Raw genomic sequence first — 17,003 nt, forward strand, 5'->3', positions numbered from 1 at the left:
CTTTAAATCCTTTATAGTCCCCTCCCTTTATTGAAGGGGACAAAAAAGATTCAATCAATTTAATCTTTTAGGGCTGACTAATAAGGATCTACCTGATTTCTGGCTTGAGTAACTTCAAATGATAAATCAGCTCCCCAAGTGTCGGTCTGGGCAATGTTTCCAAGTAATTCAGAAGCAGTCCAAGCAACACCAATGTAATAAGTAATACTGCCTTCTAAACGTCCGTCTTCAGTAATTCCTGGATAACCACCGCCAAAGCGCTGAAAAACAGCTTTAATGGCATCACTCATAGCCCAGGTTTCTCCATTTGGATCTATGTCGTTCTTGACATTAATCCATTCAGGACCTTGCGTTCCTGTACCAGTAAATAAAGCTGGCTCCCAACAATCGCCTTGCCAAACATTATCTCCTTCACAAGTATCTGCTTGACATCTTGGCTCGTCAGCAGGACATTGAAATCCTGGCACGCAGCCGTGGTCAAGCCAAACCATCACTTCAAGACCGTCGTCTAAATCACCGTCAGGAGTGCCGTCTTCGTCATCTATTAAACCATCAACCTCATCTTCTGGCTCTGTAATGTCGTTATCTAAATCAACAATATTGTCTATTGTAAACGCTCCCCATGCATCATTGTTAAAAACATGGAAGCTGATTGTTCCTTCACCGAAATCACCTGGTTTGATATCATCAAAATCAAAAAATTTCTCTGTGGTCAAACTCTTTAAATCCCAAGAAGGACAATTTGGCGTTCCGTCAGCTACTTTATTGAAGTAACAGTCATAATCAATTTTCAAGTCAATGCCTCCTGCTGTGAAGACATTGCCAGTACTGGTTTCAGTGTCGCTAAAGTAAGCAACAGTTCCGCCAATGCCAATAACGGCAACAACTGCAATTACGGTTAAACTAATTAATATTTTTTTGTTCATAATTTTTGTTCTAAATTAATCTTTTAATCTTTTTCGACCTTTTTATTTTTAAAATAAAAAACCCCTTCGCATTTCAAAAACACCTTTGAATTCTACGAAGAAGTCTTAATATTCTTAAATCATTATTGTTTAATCTTAATGATTCTAAATTCACTGATAATTTATTTAGTTCCTCCTCTAAATAATTTTTTATTCCTGTATTATCTATATTATTATTGTAATATTATCTAATAAGTATTATCCAGTTTACATATCTATAAAATCTTGTCAAGCCCCTCTGCCTACTCTGGGTATTATCCAGTTTACATATCCATAAAATCTTGTCAACCCCGCATCTAATCTAAGTATCATTCAGTTTACATATCTATAAAATCTTGTCAACCCCGCACACACATTAAAAAGAGCCATTTTTGGGCGTCGAACTAAGGAGGAAAAAAATTCATTTAGCCGACGCCCAGAGATGACTCTTTAATTTTTAGATTACAAAAAGCATAGTAATCACACTATGCTTTTTATAATGTCTTAATTATAACAGATTTAAAAAATCTGTCAAGGTTTTTATTTCAACTCTACTTTTGCGCCGGCTGCTTCAAATTTTTTCTTAATCTCTTCTGCTTCTTCTTTCTTAACATTTTCCTTAACCACTTGCGGAGAACTTGCCGCAGCGTCAACTAAATCTTTTGCGTCTTTCAAACCCTTTTCAGTAACATCCTTAACTGCTTTAATTACTTCAATTTTCTTATCACCTGTTCCAGTTAACTCAATATTGAAAACTGATTTTTCTTCAGCTGGACTAGCTCCAGGAGCAGCGCCGGCTGGAGCTGCAGCTGCTGGAGCCATTGCAGATACGCCGAATTTCTTCTCTAAAATCTTTACTAATTCTGCCAAATCCAAAACAGACATCTTTTCAACTTTCTCAACTAAATCCTTAAATTTCTCTGGAACCTCTACCTTTTTTTCCTCTTTCTGCGCCTCTTTTTCAGAAGCTTCTTTTTTTTGTTCTTCAACCATATTCATTTAAACATTTTAACATTTTAACATTTTAACATTTTTTGAATTTATCTTTTGTTAATATGTTAGTATGTTAAGATGATTTTATTGTAGTTAAAACTTGTAGTAGACCTTTAATGTTTCCTTGTAAAACATTCACAAAATTTGATATAGGAGCGCTTATGCTTCCTACTATTCTTGCCACAACTTCTTCTCTGGATGGCAGTTTAGACATAGCAACAGTTTCTTCTTGCCCTAAAAACTCATCTCCAATTAAGCCGGCTAATAATTTCAAATTCTCCTGCTCTTTAGCGCAATCGCCTAAAATTTTAAAAGGCATAACCTCGTCTTTATAGCCAAAGCCAATGCCGATTTCTCCATCCATCTCCCTTGCTTTTTTAGCTATATCTTCTTTAAAATCTTTAAGAGCTATTTCTATAAAGGTTTTTTTAGCTACTTTAAATTCGCAATCTTGCTTTCTCATTTCTTTTCTCAATTCAGTAATGGCTTTTACTTCCAAACCGGAAAAATCCACAAAAACAATGCTTTTCTGCTTTTTTATTTTTTCTTTCAGTTCTTGAATTATTTTTTGTTTTTCTTCTTTTGTCTTTGCCACGTTCGTTTTGCTTAAATTAAAAAATCTGCTTTCGCAGACAAAATAAAAATACTTTTCCTCGGCAGGTCTTACAAAAATGCCTGCTGTCTGCGGTATTTTTAATTATACAAATTACCTGCCCCCTGTCAATACTTCTACTATTGTTTGACCAAACTGGTCAGCGGATAAGGGGCCATTGCCAGTAATGATTTTCCCATCCACAACAACTGTGTCATCCTCATAAATAGCTCCGTTTTCTTTTAAAACTTTAATAGGATTTTTATTCATCGGGCTTGACCAAACAGTCGCCTTTTTGCCGTTCAAAACACCAGCTTTTGCTAAAATCATCGGAGCCACGCAAATTGCTCCCAAAATCTTGCCTTTCTCAACTGCTGCCTTAGCCACTCTATGGAATTCAGAATTATTTATATCATCTGCAACTCCAGCGCCGCCGATAAATAAAACAGCGTCAAAATCATCTACAATTAAATTATTTATAACCATATCTATTTTTGCCTCGCCTCCGTGCATACCAACAGCTTTTTCATTGAAACTGCTTACAGTAACAATTTCAAAGTTCTTGCTCATTAGAATGCGTTTAGGAATAAAATATTCCTCATCTCTGAAGTCCCTATGCGCAATAATCATTGCTATTTTATTAGTCATAAATATTTTTCTTTATTAATGCGATGCTCTTTCAGGGTTTTGCTAAAAACTGTTTCTCCTTTTGAATTAGATAAATAATACCAGTAACCGCTATCTTTAGGATAGACCGCGGCTAAAATACTGTCAAGTCCTGGATTGCAAATTGGGCCTGCAGGAAGTCCTAAATATTTATATGTATTGTAAGGCGAATCAATTTTAAGCTCTTCAATACTAATTTTTGTTGTTGCCTTGCCGGTAATATATGTAATAGTGGCATCAACCTGCAAAGGCATTTTACTTTCCAGCCGCTTCCATAAAATTCCAGAAACTAGTTTTTTATCCTCAATAGTTCTTACTTCTTTCTCAATCATTGAAGCCATAGTGATTATTTCAAAAATAGTTTTATCTTGCTTTTCAATTTCTTCTCTTAATTCCGCGCTTAACTTCTTATCAAAATTATCCTTCATTATTCTAACCACTTCTTCTCCGCTTACTCCTATAGGAAATTGATAAGTATCAGGAAATAAGAATCCTTCTAAATTTTCCTCTGGCAATTTTAAATTCAATTTTTCTTCAATTTGCGTTAAATTATATCCTTCTGGAATTGTTATTTTTATAGTATGGGTTTCGCCTGAAATTATTTTTTGTGAAATAACTGGAATATTCATTGAAGGGTTTAATAAATACTTACCTGCCTGAAGATTACCTTGCTCTCTTTGAAAAATAATATAAAGAGAAAATAGAAACCTGTTTTTAACTAAATCTTGTTTTTCCAAATTTTCAGCAATTTGAAATAAACCCTGCCCTTTTTCAATGGAGAATAATTTTTCTTCAAGAGAATTACAATTAACAGGTGAATAAATCCCATGCCATGTAAAAAAAACCGCTATTAAAAATAATATTAAAAAAACAAAAAACTTTTTCATCACAATTATTTTATCATAAAACCCGAGAAAAATCCCGGGTAAAAAGCAAATTTAAACATTACAGAAAAGATCAATATTCTAATCTGCTTTTTTTAGCGTAAGCATCAATGCTTGTTTGTAAACGAGAAAAATCCTTTCTTAAATCTTCGAAATCTCCCTTAGAAAGTACTTCGTCTTTAATTGGAAATACCTCCATTAATTTTTGAATATCCTCATCAGTTAACATAATTAATAATTTAGTTTATCTGTTTCTATTATAGATTATCAAAAAACCTTGTCAACTATTTACTGACTAACGGCACAAAAGCAAAGCCTGGGTATTCATACTGTTCAAATATGTCTTCCATTTTTCCAGTTTCTTTATTTAGAAAAGAATATTTTTTTACAAAAAGCCAAATTGAAGAACCAATCGGAATAACAATCCTGCCATGCACCTCCAACTGTTTTTTCCATGCCAAAGGAAGCTCTTTAGCGCTTGCTGAAGCAAGAATTTTATTATATGGAGCTTGTTCCATACATCCATTAGAACCATCACCGCAATTAAATTCTACAATCCCCTTCTTCAGGAAATTATATTTCTCCACATTTTTCTTGCCGAATTCCATAAGTTCAGGAATGATTTCAAAGGCAATAACTTTTCCATTGGTGCCAACAATTTCTGCCAAGAGAGCCGCTGTCCAGCCAGAGCCGGAACCTATGTCTAAAATCCTGTCTCCTCTTTTCGGTTCTAACTTCTCCAGCATAAAAGCAACAACTAAAGGCTGGGAAATCGTCTGTCCATAGCCAATAGGCAAAGCTTCATTTAATTCAGATAAATGCTTGGCGTTCTCTGGCAAAAAATCCTTTCTTTTGACTTTCCTAAATGCCTCAATTATTCTGGGCGTTTTCAGCCACCCTTGTTCAATTAAAGAATCTATTAAATTACTCATATCTCCTTAATGCTTCAACTGGTTTAAGTTTAGCTGCTGACCTGGCAGGAAAAAACCCGGCTAAACATCCTATGGAAAATGAAAAAACTAAAGCGAAAATAACCATCCAGGGAGAAATAGTTGTTGTAAAATAAAATGTGGGATTAATCTGGCCATAATAACCAATTGCCTTAGCCAGAATACTTCCAAGCAATAATCCGCCCACTCCGCCAAAAATCCCCACTATTCCTGCTTCAATTAAAAAGATTGACAGAATTGCTGAATTCTTGGCTCCAATCGCTTTCATAATTCCGATTTCTTTGGTTCTTTCTCTGACTGAAGTAAACATACTGTTTGTAATTCCAATACCGCCCACGAGAATGGCAATACTGGCAAATCCAATAATAACAACCTGAATTATACCTAAAATAGTACCTACTAACTCACCCATCTTTTCCGAAGTAATAACTGAAAAATCAGCCACATCGGTGCCAGCTCTTCTTTTTCTTGTCTTTTCAAGGCTGGATTCAATCGCTGTTTTCACCGCATTTTCGTCTGCTCCTTGTTCAAGTTTAACCATTGCATACGCGGCAGTGCCGCGTTTTTCTCCGGTTAAATCTTGATATACCTTCATATCCATATAAACCATGCTGTCATCCTGCTGGCTTCCCAAGGAATTTAATATTCCTGCCACCTCAAACTTTTTTCCTTTTATTACCATTTCTGACCCTGCTTTTATCTTTTTTGAAAAAATTTCATTAGCTATATATTGACCGATTAAAATCTGATTTCCCTTGGTAGGCCATCTTCCTTCTGATAAGCTCCAACCCTGAAAAATACTCAAAATATCCAAACCTTCTTTCCAAGGGTCATAACCACTCATTGCAATTTGTTTTGATTCATCCTTATATCTGGCAACAGTCCCTGTATAAGAATATGCTAAAACTTTATCTACGCCTTTTGCTTTTTTGATTGCCTCAATATCTTGTTTTTCTAATTTTGCGCCGCCAAACATAAAGCTGGTAAGAATATCTCCCTCGCTTCCCGGCATTACCATGAGCATTTCCCCGCCCATTGCCTGTAATTGCTTGTTAATGGTTGTTTTCAATCCTTCGCTTAAAGAAAGCAAGGAAATTATCAAAAACACGCCGATAACAATGCCTAAAACAGTCAAGAAACTTCTTAAGCGTCTGGTTCTTATATTTCTTAAGGCAATATGAAAATATTCTTTTAGTTCTTCCATAAAATTTTATCTGTTTGCTTATGATTGGCAACTATTTCACCGTCTTTAATATTAATTATTTCTTCACTATAGCCGGCAATATTTGGATCATGAGTAACAACAACAATGGTTTTTCCTTCTTTTTTGTGAAAATCAGTTAAAAATTTCATTATTTTTTTCCCAGTTGTTGAATCTAAATTTCCAGTAGGTTCATCAGCTATTACTAACTCCGGATCATTGGCAAAAGCTCGAGCTACAGCTACTCTTTGGCGCTCTCCGCCGGAAAGTTCAGCCGGCTGGTGATAAATTCTTTCTTTCAATTCTACGGCTGTCAAAAGCTCTTTTGCTTTCTCTATTCTTTTTTCCAAAGGCACTCCTTGAAAAACCATTGGCAAACTCACATTTTCTAAAGCATTTAGGTTTGGTAATAGATTAAACTCCTGAAAAACAAAACCAATTGTTTTCCCCCTAAGCTGAGACAGCTCATCTTCAGAAAGCAGAGATGTATCCTTGTTTTTTAAAAAAACCCTGCCATTAGTTGGAGAGTCTAAACAACCTATCATATTTAAGAGAGTAGATTTCCCAGACCCTGAAGCGCCCATTATAGTTACAAAAGAACCTGAAAAAACTTCCAGGTTTATTCCTTTGATAGCATTAAGGTCTACTTTTCCTAATTTATAAGTCTTCCAAACATTTTCTAATTTAATAATTGGTTTCTCCATTAGTGTAAAACAATGTTTTCACCTTCTTTTAAGCCGGATACAACTTCAACCATATAATCACTGCCTTGAAGCCCAATAACAACTTCCCTTTCTTCCACTGAACCATCTTTAAAAACTTCAACAATCTTTTTATCTTCTTTGTATTGGATTCCATCTTCAGGGATAATTAATACATTTTCCTTGAATGCAGTTTTAATAATTAAATCAGCAGTCATTCCGGGCTTAACCTGGTCTGGAATTTCTCCGGGATTGATAGTTGCCTTATAATAAACTACTCCATCAATAAGTTCTTGCGCTGGATCAATTGATATTACCTCTCCTTGAAAAGTCTGACTAGGAAAAGCAATTAAAGAAATATCCACAGGGTTGCCAATATCCATTTTTATTACATCTTCTTCATAAATATTTACCTCTATTTCAAATAAGACAAGCGGCAGCAAAGAAATCACAGGATCTTGCAATGATGGCTGAGCCATTTCTTTTACTTTTTTATGGAGCTTGGTAATCTGCGCGTCAGCAGGGCTTCTTAAAACAGCTTCGTAAATTTGATTTTCTAAAAGCCGGACTTTAGCTTTTGCCTGATTCACTTGAGCTTGATATAAATCAATATCTTCCTGACGAGGTTCAGCCGATAATACAGCTAAAGCGTCCTGCGCCGCTTTTAAAGCGCCTTGAGCCGAAGAAACAGTTGCCTCAGCAGTATTAATATTTGTAGTGTTGGTAATTTTAGCAGAAGAAATTGTTTGTTGAGAATTCACTGTATTAGTTAAGGCGGTACTAATATATCCCCTATGCGTATCCAAAGAACTCTTATCAGCAGCGGAAACAGGATTATGATAAAGCGGATTTTCAGATGTCTCTCTAATAACTGTTAAAGCGCTGTAAACATCCTCCAGCACTGTCTTCATTTTAGAAAGAGCGCTGTCAATGTTTTCGTTTGTAGAACTCGCTCTAGCGCTGTCAACGTATGTCTTTACCGCATTCATATTTGTTTCTATTGATTCTACTTTTCTTTTCACTCTAGTGCTTTCCTGGGTTTCCTTGCTGAAATATGTTTCTAAAACTGAATCAACAACATTAAAAGCATTATATATTTTTAAATAAGCATCATCTAAAACATTTAAGGCGTCTTCATATGCCTGATTCAAATCTTCATCTGCTTTAGCCCAAACATCATCTAAATTCTTTTGAGCGTTTTCCAGAGTGGTCTCAGCATTATCTACGGTTGTCTGGGAAACCTGAATTTCTTCCGGGCTTGAGCCGGCTAAAAGCTTGTCTAATGTTGCCTGATATAGATCTAATCCTGCTTTGGCTTCTATAAGCTGAATTTGGAGCTGACTGTCATCTATTTTTATTAAAACAGCGCCTTTATCAACTATATCGCCTTTATCAACATATATTTTTTCAATTATTCCCGTGCTTTTGAAATTAAGATTGATTTCTTCTCCCTTTTTTATCTCGCCGGTTTCAGAAATTTCTTGTGAAATATCTCCCCTTACAACTTCAGCCAAAGTAAAAGGCAATTCTGCCTCCTTAAAGAATTTCTGATAGCCGACCAAAACAACGACTATCAATATAACGGCTATAATAATGATGCTTTTTTTGCTCATATACTTTATTTTAACAAAAAATTGAATTTTTACAAGACAATTTTTCACAAAAAAAACCGCCATTTTGGAAATAAAGAAAATAGAGTTGGCCTCTATTTTCTTCTCTCTACTTTTATCTTCCTACATAAACTTTTCCTTGAATTATTTTGTTAGCCAGCCGATTATGATACATGGCTTTTCTTGCAAATAACTGTTTGCATTGAGGACATCTTAAATTTCCTTTTGTGTTATCTTCAATAATCCCATCTTTATAGCATTTTACTAAATGTCCCTGCCCTTCCTTTTTGTATCTATAAAGAAGAGTTTTGCATTTCATACAATAAACCTTTATTGTATAAGCTTGAGAATTTTTCTTTATCATTTTCAATTTACCTTTCCCTAGTCATTGGACTGCCGCATTTTGGACATTTTTGTTCATAACAAGGAATTCCTCTTTCATGAGGGACCCTATTTCCACATTTAGGGCAGATACATTCTCCGCTGGGTCCTAATCCGAAACCGCCTGGCTGACGACCTCTTCCCCTGCCTGGAGGAGCAAATTTACCTGGTCCTAATGGACCTTTTCCATTTGGCATAATTTTATTATATATTCTTTTATTAATTCTTTACTCTAAGTTTATCGAAGGGTTCGACCTTTTGCCGTGCCCCGTAGTTAAACAAAAGTTTATACTACTAGGATTTGGTTTCTAAAAAATAGAGTTGACACTGTTTTTCCACTTGACAAGGGGTGTGGGTTTGCTATATTGATAATAGAATACATACGAAAAAGCACCTTTTAAGGTTTTGTCCTTACGCGGTGCTTTTTCATTTTATATTCAAGTTTTTTACGCAAATTTTCTATAAAAACAATTTTTTCTTTAGCTGTTTTTTTTAACAAAACCGAACAAGTTTTAATATATGGACTTATCACGCATCTAAGTTTATCATTTTTGTATAAATATTTAACTAAAGAATAAAAATCTCCGTCGCTTGTAACAATTATGGCTTTGTTATATTTCTTATAATCAATCATTACCTGTAAAACCAAATCTGCGTCCACGTTACCCTTTACCTCTCCATTCTTATCAGGCAACGTCGGCTTAAAGACCAAAACATACCCGGCTTCTTGCAATGAAGAATATAAGTCTTGATTAGCTGGAATATAGCCGATAAACAAATAAGCTATAGATACTTTATATTTCTCTTTTAAATAAACTCTAAATCTTCTGTAATTCAATTTCCAGCCCAAGTTTTGAATTCCTAAATTAAGGTTTTGACTGTCAATAAACGCAAAATTGCTTTCTTGTTTTTCCATAATTTTATTTAATTTTAATTATTCCCGCGACCTTTTTATTTTTTTTAAAATCAGAGTTAACACTGTTTCCCTTAGTTATTTTATAACCTTCATATTTTTTACATTTGAAATAATATTTTTGATTGTCATCAATTTTCTTTTATCAATACTTCCAATAATAGGGTTAAATAGCGTTTTTTGTGCAGCTTTGTCATCTTCGCTTAATTCAATCCATGATTTTAAATAACACAAAATATCAACCGTCATTATTCCAAAAGTTTTATTGTCTGAATTAATACAAAATGGACGCTCAAAAATTATTAATTTATTTTTTAACTTTTTCAAAATTGTATCATAAATATCATCTAGACTTACAATATCACCATTATCGCAAAATACTGCTACTAGACATCTATCTCCTTTACAACTTGAAGGGGCAGGAATTTTGTTCGTTATTTTTCCTAATAAAAGCAAATAATTGTTTTTTGTTTTCTTTTTAAAATTGTATGAAAAAAGAAAACTATATCTAGCGTTTTTGGTAGCAACAGACATTTTTGAAAATTCATTTACAAAATTTATCCTTTCTTCTATTGTAATATTTTTATCTACCTTTTGCGAAAATAAATATCGTCCCTTAAATTCTATTTTTTCTGGCCATTTTAATTTTTTGAAATGTTTATTAGCTTCGTTCTTAAATTTACTATAATTTGCTGAATCAATAAGAATAGCTCCAAGACCAAAAAAATTCTTGTTTTTACTATGTTGTTCTATTTCATCAATAAAAATAAATTTCATAATTAAATTTATTTAAATAAATTCTTTTATTTTCCATTTTATTATCTTACTTGCAAAAAAGGCTCCTGACCCCTTTTTTTTCTTATCATCTTATTGATAATTCTAAATCTATAATGCCAGCAGTCGATGCTGTCACAGTAGTGGTTATCCTGATTCCTGAATTATAGTTCAGTCCTGCAGGTCCAGTTGAGAAAGGAACTTCAATTGTGTGAGGATTTTCCCTCATATGTATTAAACATCTCTCGCAAATAGGGTAAGTATTTACAAAAAAGAAAATGCTGGCCATAGAACCACAAATTGCATACTCTAAATTTTTCCTCATATTATCCATAATTTTATTTAATTTTAATTATTCACGCGACTTTTTTATTTTTTTTTGAAATCAGAATTGACACTGTTTTTCCTTCACTAGGAAAAATAATAGAAAATACACAAAATATCTTTCACTTAGTTGAAGAAAAGATTATTACAAAGGAAGAAGTGAAAAAAATACTGGGATTGAAAAAAAATACAGAAAGGAAAAAAATATACTATAAAACACAAGGAATTAAAAAAAGTCAAGAATTAATTTTCATATAATTCTTCATTTCTTTTCTCAACTTCTTTTTGTTCTGTACTTTCAACAAAAGATTTAATAGTTTCAAGCATTACCCTTAAATCTTTTGAAGTTTTAATATCTTTAACATTTCCGCCATTAAAATAAGCATCAACCAATTTTTGAGTAGGAGTATTTATCATATTGATTTAAAATAAAATTTATGAATTAACCGACCTTTATATATTATTTTAACAGTTCTTTGATAATATGTCTGCTAAGGATTTGTGAATTATTTGATAAATTTTTAATTGCATAGTTAAAATAATTTAAGATTTTTATCCAACTCTAACTGCTGACGATATGTTGGCCTGTCAGAATAGAATCCACCTCTTTTTTTTACACTTTCTATATCATTACTTAAAAATTCTTTTTTTGTGATATTACTTTTAGTTGGAAAGAATTGCAATGCATAGCGTTTATAGTAGCGACTTTTAGTATTATAAGCTTTTTTATTATTGAATCTTTCAATAACATCAAGGAAGTTGTCAATACATTTTTGTTTTCCAATATGTATATCGTTTATTTTAATAAAGCTATATTTAGTAACTCCCAACAAAACATCAGTAAATTGGATTAAATTTGACATTTCGTATAATTTTTCATTTTCTATTCGTTGTTTTTTTGGATTAGAATGGACGGATTCAGAATTTTTATAGCCCGATAAACTCTCAAGCCATCTTACTTTATTTTTTCTTTCATCATTATAATTTCCATGTTCGTAAAATATATGAGTTACTCGTAATGGTCTGTATAACTTTGGATCGTTTCTAAACCACCCCAATAAACTGTTTAAGCCGATTTCAAAAAATCTCAAATAAACATTCTTTTCAAAACGCCAAGAGTTATCCCAAAAATTCTTCAAATTATTTTTATTAACACCTAAAACATAAAATCTGATTTTCCCATTCTGCAACCATTCATCTGCTAATTTTAACCACCTAACTACTATCCTTACCCTATAATCATCTTTCCTAATTTGCTTAAATGTTATCTCTGAATCTTTACTGTTTTTACCCTTCGCCTTAAGAATATCATCTAAAATCTTTCTACCAAACTTGTTATTAACAAGTAAATATCCGTGGTAGAAAAAATTACTATCCTTACAGCCTGCTTCGTCTTGAAAAAGAGTAAAGTTTTCATATTCACTACTGATGTTACCAAATAAATCTTTCATAATCTTTATTTAAATATTCTTCTATACACTTTTAAAATTGCTTCGGGGATAGGAGACAATTTTGCATTTTCTTGATAAATTTTGAGTGGGGAAAATGGGGTCAACTCTATTTTTTATCAGAGCTTTTTCTAAAATTGATTGATTTAATTAAAATCCCTCAACTTCAGCCTAAATTTTGATTATTTTTTACAAATATAGCTATTTTTCTTCATCAATTTTATAGCTAGCTTCTCCACCCTCTATTCCTATTTTTGCTTTTTTGTAGGCCCATCTTGGAATCTGTGGAGTTTCTTGATTTAATTTATCTCTTTGTTCTGACAAATCCTTTAATTTATTTACTATCTCTTGTTCAGATTTAAGAATCCCATTGTAATCTATTCCATAAAAAATTCTAGTTTGATTCCTTAAAGCATTGTATTTATTTCCAGCATCTCTATGAATGGCTGATTTTTGATTAGGATTTAAGAACAAATTTACTGCTGTTAGAATAGTAACAATAATAGATATTATTCCCGCTAATATGGCATGATTATCAAATTTAGATAATGCAAAAACTCCAGCGGTAAAGGCTAAAACGGTTATTGGTATCCCAATCCATATATGGAAAGTCGTCCAAAAATGGCTAACAATAAAATGGCCTTTTGCTGAATAAAGACAATCTTCTTCGATTCTTTTTGTCTCTTTTAGTATATTATTTCGCATTTTTTTATTAAAAATTATCCTAATGATAAGAAGGAAATTTATCGGCATATACCTTATTCCACCAATAAAAAGCCTTAGCCGTCCTACCATTTTTATCAGCAGTTAAAGCGTGCTCTGCTCGCGTTAAGGCTCTTTTTAGTCGCGCAAGAGATTCTTTCTTTTTTTCTAAGCTAGAACAAGCGGTGATGTACCCAGAAATTCCCAAAGGATCCGTAATATTAGCTAATTTATTATCGTTTAATTTTTTAAAAATAATCTTTATATCGATTGGGTAAATAATGGTTTTCTCACTAGATGCATATTTTGTCACAAATATCTCAAGGTAAAACGATGAAATAGATACTGCTCTGTAAAATTTCCATGCTTTAATAAATCTAATGAGTGGCTTTAATTTTCCGTCTAACTTTTTATCATAACGTAAAACATAAGAATTATGAGCGTCAGGGCTAGATTTTCTCCAACCACCTTGTCCATTTGGAATATCATAAATATGTCTTTCAAATAAATTTTTTCTTATAAAATCTGCCGGAACCACTTCTGTTGTTTCTGATGGATCAGTCCCAAAGGGCACTACAACTGCCGGAGAGCTAATTCTAACACCGGTGTCTGGAAACCTTTTTACCAAAGCCTCTTTTAGTTTTACTAAGGTTGAGAAAGAATTATTTGTCAGACTTTTTCTTGGAATGCTTGCAAAGTAATCTACATCACTGTATGCAGCGATACTAGTTCCATTTCCAAATGATCCTGTTCTAAAAAAACGTTTTAAACCAAAATTAGTACTAATGCAAGCTTCAATTGATGCACGGTGTTTTTTTGCGCTTTCAGATTCGGTTTTAGTTGGTGTAAGTCGAGAGTGAAAAATTTTAAAACCCTCATCTATAGTTTTCGCCATAATTTTATTTCTTAATTATTTTTTCAACTTTTGTTTTTGCTTGTTTTAATAATTTTTTAGCGTTTATATTTTTAACTTCTTAAAATTAATTATCATATCTTATTTTTTTATAAAGATTATCAAAAATTTTTACAATCTCTTTATCCTCGCTCACATTTCGCAAACAATCATCTAAATCAGAGTATTTAATCGCAAAAAATTCATCAAATAATTTTTCCCCTCTATAAATATATTTTTCTTCGGGGACATAAATATTACCTTTCATAATTTTTCTATTAAAATAATAGAGAATCGGTTTCAGTTCGGAAATGTTTTGAATATTCAATTTTTTCACCAATCCAGCATAAGTTTTGATAAATTTTCTGTTAATATCAACAAATTTACCAGTATCATGATCGTCGTTATATTTCACCTCAACATAATAAAAGATGTTATTTTTTACGTCCTTAAATAAAACATCAACATCGTGTTTAGAGACAATAAGATTATGACTCAATTTTTGATTTCTGATAATGCCATTAAGTAATTGTTTAAATTCGTTATTAAGTTTGCTATTATTGTTAGTTTGCCTATTTGTAATAAAATGATCAATCAAAGCATCGCTTGTTTTCGCAAGAGAGAGAATAACGTCTTTTTTACCAGAAATGCCAGAAATAACCTCAAGATGTTTTTCTCTTTCAACAATGTTATTGATTAAAACTTCAATGAAATTTCCGAACTGAATATTCAAGGACTGCAAAAGTCCGCCAAATATCCTGTATTTAACAGGAATAAAATGAGTTTTTATTATATGTTTGTTAGTAATCTTTTCAATTTTTCTCTCAGAGATAGTGTTATCCAGCAGTTCAATCACAGAATTTTTAATAAGTTCCTTGATATTATTGTTTTTCATAATTGCAAATTATTACTTTTAAAATTTTTATTAAATCTTCTTAATGCCCAATCAACATAGAATTCGTTTTTTTCTATCATTGTAAAATTTCTTTTGTGCTTATAAGCTGCTACAGCAGTAGTGCAAGTTCCCGCAAATGGATCAAAAACCAAATTATTCTTTTCAGTAGAAGATAAAATTATTCGTTCTAATAAAGCAAGTGGTTTCTGTGTGGAATGAATTTTTTTTCTTTGTCTATCTCTTAATCTTTCAAGACCATTACAAATACTAAAGTACCAATCATTTCTCATTTGTTTTCCATTGTTAATTTTTTTCATTTCTTCATAATTAAAAGTATAATTTTTTACATTTTTATCTTTTACTGCCCATATTAAAGTTTCGGAGGCATTAGTAAATCTAACACCTTTAAAATTTGGCATAGGATTAGACTTAATCCAATGGACATCATTCAATATCCAAAATCCCAAATTCTGCAAGATATTTCCAACTCTAAAAATATTATGATAAGAACCAATTACCCAAAGCGTTGCATTTTTTTTCATTATTCTTTTAACTTCTTTTAGCCAAGCTATAGTAAAATCGTCATAATGTTTAAAATTTTTAAATTGATCCCATTCATCATCAACACCATCAACTTTTGTATTATTTGGACGATATAATTCGTTTTGTAATTGCATATTATAAGGCGGATCCGCAAAAATCATATCAAAACTATTGCTTTTTATTTTTTTCATTTCTGTAAAACAATCGCCGACAATAACACTATTTATAATATTGGATTTTGGATTTAATTTTTTTATTTTTCTTATAGTCATAATTTTTTAATCATTTTACCGATTATTTTCATCTCATCGGTAAAAGGAATGATGTCATATTTTGGATTTTCCGGCTTGAGATAAACATAGGGCGGTTTATCTTCTGAAATAAACCTTTTGACAGTTGTTCCATCCGATGTTTCGGCTAAAACAATATCCCCAGAGGAAAATTGCTGCATCTTCTTGAATAGTAGCAAATCTCCATCTTCAATGCCAGCCTTAATCATTGAATCTCCAATAACTCGCGTAACAATTACATCATCGGAAATAATTTCTGTTTCTTTTGATAATGGTATCCAAGCATCAACATCTTCTATCGCTTCTATAAAACTGCCTGCTGAAGTAATGCCAACTATGGGAGCTAACGGCCTAGCATTAATTGTTTTATACCCTTTCTTTAAAATTTTAATACCGCGAGCAGATCCTTCTTCACGAGTAATTAAATTTTTTCTTTCTAATACAGAAAAAAAATCCAAAAGTGATTGATTGGAAGATATGTTTAATCTTTCTTTCAATTCACTAAAAGAAGGCGGAAACCCAAAATCCTTTATGCTATCATAAATTATTTGTAAAACTTCTTTTTGTCGTTTAGTAATAACTTCTTTTATCATATTACATCATAATAACCGACTGTTTGGTCGGTGTCAATAGCTTCAATTGTGGATAACTTTTCCTGGTCTTATTTAACTCATTTTTGGGTTTTTATCAATAAAAAAAGAGAGATTTTATTTTCTCTCATTTCTTTGCTTTTTTTATTTTCTTTTTTCTTTTTTGTTTTCTTTCTTTCTTTTTGCGTCGATGCTTGTTTCCGGGATACTTTTTGTTCTTATTAGAAATTGGTCGTTTCTTTAGATTTCTGATTTTTAATTCTCCTTTCTCTTTGCCTACTTCTATGTGTATTTCGTTATTTAACAGATCTCTGGCTTCCAACATTTCATCTAAATCTAATCCAAAACTTAAAATCTCGTCTCCCTCAATACTGATTACAAGCGTATCGCCATTTTCCAAAGAAACTGTTGCTTTCTTTTTATTAAAAGCACTCTGAATTTCTCTGAAAGTCTTTGCGTCATTAGAATTACTGGAAAAAATATCAAATCCACTTTCTCCAATTCCATAATATTTTCTAAATAACATATTTTTCTCCTCCTTTTTGTGCTAAATTCAGTTTAGTGAAAATCTAAAATAAGTCAAGACTAAACAAAAACCGCCTTTTTGGCGAGTTTTATAGATTTACTTATGTGGATAAATTGGGCTTGACAGGGGGTGTCAGTTTACTATTATTAAAGTGAAGCGTGTCCCAGGTCTGGGTGCCCGCTTT

General features: G+C 32.2%; 23 protein-coding genes and 1 other annotated feature. All 23 genes read right to left on the reverse strand.

Going from position 1 to position 17,003, the window contains the following annotated elements:
• Positions 1–77: 77 nt before the first annotated feature.
• The 23 genes from KAT95_01325 to KAT95_01435 all read right to left on the reverse strand — a co-directional run bounded on the left by KAT95_01325 (position 78) and on the right by KAT95_01435 (position 16,819).
• Positions 78–926: a SipW-dependent-type signal peptide-containing protein gene (locus tag KAT95_01325; GenBank protein ID MCK4520493.1), complete on the reverse strand. Its 849-nt coding sequence runs from the start codon at positions 924–926 to the stop codon at positions 78–80.
• Between the two features lie 558 nt (positions 927–1,484).
• The gene (gene rplL / locus KAT95_01330) at positions 1,485–1,937 is read right to left on the reverse strand and encodes a 50S ribosomal protein L7/L12 (protein ID MCK4520494.1); all 453 of its coding nucleotides are present in this window, start codon (positions 1,935–1,937) and stop codon (positions 1,485–1,487) included.
• A 73-nt stretch (positions 1,938–2,010) separates the two neighbouring features.
• Positions 2,011–2,532, reverse strand: a complete 522-nt coding sequence (locus KAT95_01335) for a 50S ribosomal protein L10 (protein MCK4520495.1) — start codon at positions 2,530–2,532, stop codon at positions 2,011–2,013.
• Between the two features lie 9 nt (positions 2,533–2,541).
• Positions 2,542–2,643, reverse strand: a sequence feature (ribosomal protein L10 leader region).
• Entirely contained in the window at positions 2,644–3,177 is a 534-nt protein-coding gene (locus KAT95_01340; GenBank protein MCK4520496.1) for a DJ-1/PfpI family protein, read from the reverse strand.
• On the reverse strand, positions 3,174–4,082 hold the full coding sequence (gene mltG, locus KAT95_01345; protein ID MCK4520497.1) for an endolytic transglycosylase MltG: 909 nt from the start codon (positions 4,080–4,082) through the stop codon (positions 3,174–3,176). The genes KAT95_01340 and mltG overlap by 4 nt, the downstream gene beginning before the upstream one ends.
• Before the next feature lie 70 nt (positions 4,083–4,152).
• Positions 4,153–4,308 carry a hypothetical protein gene (locus tag KAT95_01350; protein MCK4520498.1) on the reverse strand — a complete coding sequence of 52 codons (156 nt, stop codon included), beginning with the start codon at positions 4,306–4,308 and terminating at the stop codon, positions 4,153–4,155.
• Positions 4,309–4,363: 55 nt separating this feature from the next.
• A complete protein-coding gene (gene pcm, locus KAT95_01355) occupies positions 4,364–5,011 on the reverse strand; it encodes a protein-L-isoaspartate O-methyltransferase (protein MCK4520499.1) in 648 nt (215 codons plus the stop codon).
• Positions 5,004–6,233, reverse strand: coding sequence for an ABC transporter permease (locus KAT95_01360; protein ID MCK4520500.1), 1,230 nt, complete (start codon positions 6,231–6,233; stop codon positions 5,004–5,006). Before KAT95_01360 ends, pcm begins: the two co-directional genes overlap by 8 nt.
• On the reverse strand, positions 6,221–6,934 hold the full coding sequence (locus tag KAT95_01365) for an ABC transporter ATP-binding protein (GenBank protein MCK4520501.1): 714 nt from the start codon (positions 6,932–6,934) through the stop codon (positions 6,221–6,223). The genes KAT95_01360 and KAT95_01365 overlap by 13 nt, the downstream gene beginning before the upstream one ends.
• A complete protein-coding gene (locus KAT95_01370; protein ID MCK4520502.1) occupies positions 6,934–8,544 on the reverse strand; it encodes an HlyD family efflux transporter periplasmic adaptor subunit in 1,611 nt (536 codons plus the stop codon). Before KAT95_01370 ends, KAT95_01365 begins: the two co-directional genes overlap by 1 nt.
• Positions 8,545–8,656: 112 nt before the next feature.
• Positions 8,657–8,905: a hypothetical protein gene (locus KAT95_01375; protein ID MCK4520503.1), complete on the reverse strand. Its 249-nt coding sequence runs from the start codon at positions 8,903–8,905 to the stop codon at positions 8,657–8,659.
• Between the two features lie 7 nt (positions 8,906–8,912).
• The gene (locus KAT95_01380; protein MCK4520504.1) at positions 8,913–9,119 is read right to left on the reverse strand and encodes a hypothetical protein; all 207 of its coding nucleotides are present in this window, start codon (positions 9,117–9,119) and stop codon (positions 8,913–8,915) included.
• 200 nt (positions 9,120–9,319) lie between these two features.
• Entirely contained in the window at positions 9,320–9,838 is a 519-nt protein-coding gene (locus KAT95_01385; GenBank protein ID MCK4520505.1) for an NYN domain-containing protein, read from the reverse strand.
• Positions 9,839–9,913: 75 nt separating this feature from the next.
• Positions 9,914–10,612, reverse strand: coding sequence for a DUF3800 domain-containing protein (locus KAT95_01390; protein ID MCK4520506.1), 699 nt, complete (start codon positions 10,610–10,612; stop codon positions 9,914–9,916).
• 85 nt (positions 10,613–10,697) lie between these two features.
• Positions 10,698–10,943, reverse strand: coding sequence for a hypothetical protein (locus KAT95_01395; GenBank protein MCK4520507.1), 246 nt, complete (start codon positions 10,941–10,943; stop codon positions 10,698–10,700).
• 233 nt (positions 10,944–11,176) lie between these two features.
• Complete coding sequence (locus KAT95_01400; protein ID MCK4520508.1) at positions 11,177–11,350, reverse strand: hypothetical protein; 174 nt, start codon at positions 11,348–11,350, stop codon at positions 11,177–11,179.
• 116 nt (positions 11,351–11,466) lie between these two features.
• Positions 11,467–12,384 (reverse strand): hypothetical protein, encoded by a 918-nt coding sequence (locus tag KAT95_01405; GenBank protein ID MCK4520509.1) that lies wholly within the window; start codon positions 12,382–12,384, stop codon positions 11,467–11,469.
• A gap of 198 nt (positions 12,385–12,582) precedes the next feature.
• A complete protein-coding gene (locus KAT95_01410) occupies positions 12,583–13,086 on the reverse strand; it encodes an SLATT domain-containing protein (protein MCK4520510.1) in 504 nt (167 codons plus the stop codon).
• 19 nt (positions 13,087–13,105) lie between these two features.
• The gene (locus tag KAT95_01415) at positions 13,106–13,978 is read right to left on the reverse strand and encodes a nucleotidyltransferase (GenBank protein MCK4520511.1); all 873 of its coding nucleotides are present in this window, start codon (positions 13,976–13,978) and stop codon (positions 13,106–13,108) included.
• A gap of 85 nt (positions 13,979–14,063) precedes the next feature.
• On the reverse strand, positions 14,064–14,870 hold the full coding sequence (locus tag KAT95_01420; GenBank protein ID MCK4520512.1) for a restriction endonuclease: 807 nt from the start codon (positions 14,868–14,870) through the stop codon (positions 14,064–14,066).
• Positions 14,867–15,685 (reverse strand): site-specific DNA-methyltransferase, encoded by an 819-nt coding sequence (locus KAT95_01425; GenBank protein MCK4520513.1) that lies wholly within the window; start codon positions 15,683–15,685, stop codon positions 14,867–14,869. The genes KAT95_01420 and KAT95_01425 overlap by 4 nt, the downstream gene beginning before the upstream one ends.
• Positions 15,682–16,296, reverse strand: coding sequence for a repressor LexA (gene lexA, locus KAT95_01430; GenBank protein MCK4520514.1), 615 nt, complete (start codon positions 16,294–16,296; stop codon positions 15,682–15,684). Before lexA ends, KAT95_01425 begins: the two co-directional genes overlap by 4 nt.
• Positions 16,297–16,420: 124 nt before the next feature.
• Positions 16,421–16,819 (reverse strand): hypothetical protein, encoded by a 399-nt coding sequence (locus KAT95_01435; GenBank protein ID MCK4520515.1) that lies wholly within the window; start codon positions 16,817–16,819, stop codon positions 16,421–16,423.
• Positions 16,820–17,003: the final 184 nt, after the last annotated feature.

The sequence above is a fragment of the Candidatus Parcubacteria bacterium genome, assembly GCA_023131895.1.
In the GTDB taxonomy this organism is placed as follows: Bacteria; Patescibacteriota; Minisyncoccia; order Minisyncoccales; family JAGMDC01; genus JAGLYZ01.

Coding starts and splice junctions, on each gene's coding strand:
- KAT95_01325 (MCK4520493.1), bottom strand. CDS start 926: ATGAACAAAAAAATATTAATTAGTTTAACCGTAATTGCAGTTGTTGCC.
- rplL (MCK4520494.1), bottom strand. CDS start 1,937: ATGGTTGAAGAACAAAAAAAAGAAGCTTCTGAAAAAGAGGCGCAGAAA.
- KAT95_01340 (MCK4520496.1), bottom strand. CDS start 3,177: ATGACTAATAAAATAGCAATGATTATTGCGCATAGGGACTTCAGAGAT.
- mltG (MCK4520497.1), bottom strand. CDS start 4,082: ATGAAAAAGTTTTTTGTTTTTTTAATATTATTTTTAATAGCGGTTTTT.
- KAT95_01350 (MCK4520498.1), bottom strand. CDS start 4,308: ATGTTAACTGATGAGGATATTCAAAAATTAATGGAGGTATTTCCAATT.
- pcm (MCK4520499.1), bottom strand. CDS start 5,011: ATGAGTAATTTAATAGATTCTTTAATTGAACAAGGGTGGCTGAAAACG.
- KAT95_01360 (MCK4520500.1), bottom strand. CDS start 6,233: ATGGAAGAACTAAAAGAATATTTTCATATTGCCTTAAGAAATATAAGA.
- KAT95_01365 (MCK4520501.1), bottom strand. CDS start 6,934: ATGGAGAAACCAATTATTAAATTAGAAAATGTTTGGAAGACTTATAAA.
- KAT95_01370 (MCK4520502.1), bottom strand. CDS start 8,544: ATGAGCAAAAAAAGCATCATTATTATAGCCGTTATATTGATAGTCGTT.
- KAT95_01375 (MCK4520503.1), bottom strand. CDS start 8,905: ATGATAAAGAAAAATTCTCAAGCTTATACAATAAAGGTTTATTGTATG.
- KAT95_01380 (MCK4520504.1), bottom strand. CDS start 9,119: ATGCCAAATGGAAAAGGTCCATTAGGACCAGGTAAATTTGCTCCTCCA.
- KAT95_01385 (MCK4520505.1), bottom strand. CDS start 9,838: ATGGAAAAACAAGAAAGCAATTTTGCGTTTATTGACAGTCAAAACCTT.
- KAT95_01390 (MCK4520506.1), bottom strand. CDS start 10,612: ATGAAATTTATTTTTATTGATGAAATAGAACAACATAGTAAAAACAAG.
- KAT95_01395 (MCK4520507.1), bottom strand. CDS start 10,943: ATGGATAATATGAGGAAAAATTTAGAGTATGCAATTTGTGGTTCTATG.
- KAT95_01400 (MCK4520508.1), bottom strand. CDS start 11,350: ATGATAAATACTCCTACTCAAAAATTGGTTGATGCTTATTTTAATGGC.
- KAT95_01405 (MCK4520509.1), bottom strand. CDS start 12,384: ATGAAAGATTTATTTGGTAACATCAGTAGTGAATATGAAAACTTTACT.
- KAT95_01410 (MCK4520510.1), bottom strand. CDS start 13,086: ATGCGAAATAATATACTAAAAGAGACAAAAAGAATCGAAGAAGATTGT.
- KAT95_01415 (MCK4520511.1), bottom strand. CDS start 13,978: ATGGCGAAAACTATAGATGAGGGTTTTAAAATTTTTCACTCTCGACTT.
- KAT95_01420 (MCK4520512.1), bottom strand. CDS start 14,870: ATGAAAAACAATAATATCAAGGAACTTATTAAAAATTCTGTGATTGAA.
- KAT95_01425 (MCK4520513.1), bottom strand. CDS start 15,685: ATGACTATAAGAAAAATAAAAAAATTAAATCCAAAATCCAATATTATA.
- lexA (MCK4520514.1), bottom strand. CDS start 16,296: ATGATAAAAGAAGTTATTACTAAACGACAAAAAGAAGTTTTACAAATA.
- KAT95_01435 (MCK4520515.1), bottom strand. CDS start 16,819: ATGTTATTTAGAAAATATTATGGAATTGGAGAAAGTGGATTTGATATT.